The organism is Dactylosporangium darangshiense, from assembly GCF_039537565.1.
Taxonomy (GTDB): domain Bacteria; phylum Actinomycetota; class Actinomycetes; order Mycobacteriales; family Micromonosporaceae; genus Dactylosporangium; species Dactylosporangium darangshiense.
The window spans coordinates 1-4608 of record NZ_BAABAT010000138.1 but is presented as its reverse complement, the minus strand read 5'-3'; the positions used below and the strand labels follow the sequence as shown (position 1 = coordinate 4608).

Here is a 4608-nt window from a genome sequence, read left to right as displayed (position 1 = left end):
CGCCGGGGCGGCCGTCGCGCTGCTGACGGCGAGCTACGCCGTCTGGGTCCTGCTCGACACCATCCGCACCGCCGGCACCCTTTGGTGAGATCCTAGGCCGCGCTGATCCACGAGACAGGCCCTAGTCCGGTCAGGGCGCTGACGATGTAAGGGGGAAGGGAACGGCTTCACGGTCGTGCAGATCGCCGCGGCCGGCGTGCTGATTGGGCTGGCCAGATCCAACCTGCGAGGCCTCAGATCGACCCGAACGACGACTTGGTGGTTGGGGGGCGTCATGCTTTGCTGCCCGACTGTAGACGCTGGTGGTTCCCTTGCCGGCGATTCGGCCCCGCATGACCCTGTCCAACAGCGGCTGCAGCACATGTTGCCTGGGTGGTGGGAGCCCGCCGATCTGGTTCTGGTGCTGCTGCTGGTGAGCAGCCTGCTGCTCGCGCTGGTGCTGTTGGCGCTTCCACCGGCGACAAAATTCTTCAGCGTATCCGCTCTGGCCGGCTCACCGTCGATGCGGTGAGCCATGTTGATCGTGTGCGCCAAGGCTGCCTCTGAGCCGGCTACATACGCGCACATCGGCAGATGAGTGTGTTCCACCTCGACGTCCCGACGCCCGCACCGGTTCATACTGTCGTCGTCGTCGTCGCCAGTCGACCACAGCGAGACGAACTCCCATGCCGCGGACCTGACACCTGCACGGCCACTGCACCCCATCGGGGCGACCTCGAACGGTCAGCCCGCTATCGCGAGCGTATGTGCCACCGACACGACCCCGTACCACACATCCACCGAGCGGGGAGCAAAGCGGGAGCAACACGGTGCGCCCAACAGCGCTGAATCGCACTGAACCGCTCCCTCCTACCCCCTACCGCTCCCCCGTCTCGGCAGGTCGTTGCGTTGCCGCAGGTGAGCGACGGTGCAGCGTCATGGTTCACACCGAAGAGGTCACTGGTTCGATCCCAGTATCGCCCACCCATACAATACGGACATTTTGATTGCCATGAAGTCACAGCTCGATGAGCTGGGACTTCGTCAAGTCCGTGGCGACGATAGATGCCCATGTGGGAGCAATGTCCGATTCGCCCGGCGCGAACCCCGGCGCGGGTGCTGTTGCATTCGCCGATCAGGGCCGTGTCGAGCCTGTGCGGCCAACGTCAGATCGCAGCGGCGAGTTCGCTGATCGCCGTGGCGATACGCAACCCGCGCGGGGCATCAATGGCAAGCTCGTAGTGCCCACGTCGCAGATGCTCGCCGAAGAGGTCGACGCCCACAAGATCAAGCGCGCACTCACCGGCAGATCCGCACGGCGAGCAACTGCTGGGCCATCACGCTACGTAGAGCGCGGATCGCGGCAGATGTGCGCACCACGGGCGAGTCGGCGCAGCCGCGGCGACATTGCACCAAACGTTGGTGTGCGGACAGGAACCGGTCTGTCAGCGTTCGACGCGTCGGAAGTCGCTTCGAAAGACGCCATACTGGGCGGGTGTTACCCAGCAGCTAAAACGCTGGCCGACCAGGTCGGCTGCGTCGATCTCAAGCTGCATCGCCAAGTCGGCAGCATCGGTCCGGTAGACCTTTGAAGGATTCGCGGCTGCTTGGAAGTTCGCGGTTGCTCCGCGCACGCCAACGACCGTGTACTCAATCCGTCGGCCGGTTTCGGAGGCCACGCCATCAAGCCCCTGATGTGCGTGCCTGCCCTCCATTGGCTGGCCACAGATACCGCACGTGGGCACATCGGCAGGGGCGACCACGGCGTGGACCGTACCTCTGCGCCATCGCCGCTGCAAGCCTCGAACAGCCCAAGGGGCTGTCGACTTACGCGGCCTCTCTCTGCCGCCGGATCCGATCCCGGCTCGCGGAGCTACTCATCCGCCAAGGGCTGCCCGAGGAGGCCGTCGCGGTGATGCGCCCGTGAGCACCAGACAGGATGGCGGAACCTATGGTGCCGGAACCATGCAGCGCACGCACATCGGCAGATCCGCACGCCGAGCAGCTGCTGTCCATCACGCTGCGTAGAGCGCGGATCGCGGCATGAGCGCGCACCCGACCATGGCGTGCACCGAGCACCCGCGCACGATCGTCGCAGCACCTCGTACGGTCGCCACAGCGATCGTCGGGCCGGCTGCGGATAAGGATCAGGTTGCATCGACGACACCGTCGCTGGTGTAGCGTTCGCCGTCGTCGCCGACGACGTTCGCCTCGAGGTCTGCGGCAATCGCGACGAGCCCGGGAATGTAGTCGGTGTAGACGCCGGTCACGGTGACCTCCCCGTTGCGCCACGACAAGCTGCTGCGGTCCTCGTATCCGGCAGGCCAGTCGTAGACCGCCTCACGTCCGACATCTTTCCACTCGATCCACCCTGCGTGCTGCATGGCCGGGTGGCCGCTGGCGTAAGCATTCCACTCCTGGCGGCCAATCGGCTCGCCGTCCGCGTCGAGCCAATGCTCCGCGCGGGTGATATGCAGGTTGTACCCCACGTCCGTCCTCCTCGGCCACACGACCGGCCGCTGGCACGCTAGCCGACTCGATCATCTCCCGACGTTCTCATCGGCGTGCACCAAGGCAAGCAAAGCGAGATCCGCGGCTACTTCTTTAATTGGATCTACGACCCGTGCCCGGCCAGGCTGGGTCGAGGTAGCCGGTGGGATCGCTCTCTTTTGCGGCTGTCCACCTGAGTCTGGGGTGTGACTCTCATCTGGCATGTGCCCGCCGGCTACCGCCCGGGGAGTGGCTCGAGAGGGGTCTGTACAGCTCAAAGTAGCTTTGCCCTCCCTGTTCGGCATCCAGCAAGTGAGCAGCCACAGGGAGGTACCAGCACATGGGTCGTGTGGTGATCGGTATGGATCCGCACAAGCGGTCGGCCACGATCGAGGCCATCGACGAACGAGAGAAGATCTTGACGCAGGGCCGGTTCGGCACCGACACCGATGGCTACCAGCCGATGCTGACCGCTGGTCGTGTCTTTCCCGCCCGGATCTGGGCCATTGAAGGCTGCTACGGCATCGGCCGGCACATCGCCCAGCGGCTGGTCGCTGACGGCGAATCGGTGCTTGACGTGCCACCGAAACTGTCGGCCCGAGTTCGGGTGTTCGACACTGGCCAGGGCCGCAAGACCGACCCAGTCGACGCGCACAGCGTCGCAGTCGCCGGCCTGCGCAGCCGCGGCCTGCGCCCGGTCAGCCTGGACGATGCCACCGTCGTGGTGCGCCTGCTGGTCGACCGCCGCGACGAACTCGGCCGGGCCCGTACCGACCTCATCAGCCGCATCCACCAGCTGCTCCTGCAACTCATCCCGGGCGGGGCGAAGAAGTTCCTCACCCGCGGCCAGGCCAGCTATCTGCTGCGCACCACACCCCTGCCAGACGGCATCGTCGCCCGCACCCGCCACGACCTCGCCCGGGAACTCATCGAGGAACTCACCACGATCGACGCCAAGATCCGGGCAGCCGACAAGCAACTCCACCAGCTCGTCACCGAACACGGCAGCACCCTGACCGGGCTGCATGGCATCGGCCCGTCCGGCGCTGCCCGGCTGATCGGCGACATCGCTGACATTCGCCGGTTCCGTACTCCGGCGCATTTCGCCTCGTGGAACGGCACCGCCCCGCTCGAGGCATCCTCCGGCGACCAACGCCGCCACCGGCTCTCCCGCGCCGGCAACCGGCGTATCAACCGGACGCTGCACATCATGGCTATCGTCCAGCTCCGCCGTGACACACCCGGCCGCGCCTACTACCGGCGCCGCCTCGCCGAAGGCAAGACCACGATGGAAGCGCTCCGCGCGCTCAAACGCCACCTGTCCGACATCGTCTACAAGCAGATGCTGCACGACGCCAAGGCACGCGGAGCCGGTGAAACGGGTCCGGGAGGACACACGGGAGCGACTCTGCAATCCAGCGCGGACGGCCCGATCCCGACGGCCGCCTCTTCGGAGAAGTCACAACCCGGACCCGCCACCAAGAAGCCTAAAACAAAGTCGCCATGATCCCTTGGCCAAGAGGGGAACCAGATGCGGAAAGGTGATCAAGCGGGCAGCTACGAGCTTCGCCTGTTACGACTCTTCGGCGGCCGGACGGAGCTGGTTCCATTGCACGTCGAAGCAGACAAGTCCACGTTCGGCGGCCATCTGAGCACAGGCGGCGGAAACCTCGTCAGCCATGCTGTATCGCATCGCAAAGTAGATGATCGGGCCTTGAGCGTTGTTCATCAGGGGCGCGTCGGACCACGGACTCGAGTCATCGATGTCGCGTGGGTCACCCATCTCGTACCACCTGTCGCCGATTTTTGAAATTTGACCCCTTTTGGGTTCGGGAATTTTGACCCCTCCCGGCCGGTCAGTTGTGGTTGGTGCGGTTGTCTTTGGTGAGGAGTTCGCGGCGTTGGCGGGTGCGGTAGGAGTCGCCGGTGAGGGTGAGGACTTCGGCGTGGTGGACGAGTCGGTCGATCATGGCGGCGGCGACGACGTCGTCGGAGAAGGTTTCGCCCCATCGATCTGGGGCTGGCTCATGTTCGCTGGGGCATGGTTGCGCCTTGTGCCTGGCCAGAAGCGATCCCGTCTGATCTATTGATCCTTCAGGGGGTTGGTCGATATGTTAGGCGCCGCCTTACTGAGTTAGG

At 65.2% G+C, this 4608-nt stretch carries 5 protein-coding genes and 2 pseudogenes; 2 read left to right on the top strand and 5 right to left on the bottom strand.

Going from position 1 to position 4608, the window contains the following annotated elements; translation table 11 throughout:
* The first annotated feature begins 175 nt into the window (after positions 1–175).
* The gene (locus tag ABD901_RS58125) at positions 176–511 is read left to right on the top strand and encodes a hypothetical protein (protein WP_345144890.1); all 336 of its coding nucleotides are present in this window, start codon (positions 176–178) and stop codon (positions 509–511) included.
* A gap of 634 nt (positions 512–1145) precedes the next feature.
* On the opposite strand, the pseudogene ABD901_RS58120 reads toward ABD901_RS58125, so the two are convergent.
* The 3 genes and pseudogenes from ABD901_RS58120 to ABD901_RS58110 form a co-directional block, all read right to left on the bottom strand.
* Positions 1146–1241, bottom strand: a pseudogene (locus ABD901_RS58120) (IS6 family transposase); the annotation flags it as partial.
* Between the two features lie 183 nt (positions 1242–1424).
* Positions 1425–1742 (bottom strand): hypothetical protein, encoded by a 318-nt coding sequence (locus ABD901_RS58115; protein WP_345144888.1) that lies wholly within the window; start codon positions 1740–1742, stop codon positions 1425–1427.
* A gap of 384 nt (positions 1743–2126) precedes the next feature.
* Positions 2127–2468, bottom strand: coding sequence for a hypothetical protein (locus tag ABD901_RS58110; RefSeq protein ID WP_345144886.1), 342 nt, complete (start codon positions 2466–2468; stop codon positions 2127–2129).
* Between the two features lie 341 nt (positions 2469–2809).
* Between ABD901_RS58110 and ABD901_RS58105 the strand changes: the two genes are divergently transcribed.
* Complete coding sequence (locus ABD901_RS58105; protein ID WP_345144884.1) at positions 2810–3976, top strand: IS110 family RNA-guided transposase; 1167 nt, start codon at positions 2810–2812, stop codon at positions 3974–3976.
* 66 nt (positions 3977–4042) lie between these two features.
* Here ABD901_RS58105 and ABD901_RS58100 read toward each other — a convergent pair whose 3' ends face one another.
* Positions 4043–4252: a hypothetical protein gene (locus ABD901_RS58100; protein ID WP_345144882.1), complete on the bottom strand. Its 210-nt coding sequence runs from the start codon at positions 4250–4252 to the stop codon at positions 4043–4045.
* 73 nt (positions 4253–4325) lie between these two features.
* A pseudogene (locus ABD901_RS58095) lies at positions 4326–4481 on the bottom strand (ATP-binding protein); the annotation flags it as partial.
* Positions 4482–4608 lie beyond the last annotated feature (127 nt).

What these genes read in the sequence shown, in the direction of transcription:
- ABD901_RS58100 (WP_345144882.1), bottom strand. Translation starts at nt 4,252, where the DNA reads ATGGGTGACCCACGCGACATCGATGACTCGAGTCCGTGGTCCGACGCG.
- ABD901_RS58105 (WP_345144884.1), top strand. Translation starts at nt 2,810, where the DNA reads ATGGGTCGTGTGGTGATCGGTATGGATCCGCACAAGCGGTCGGCCACG.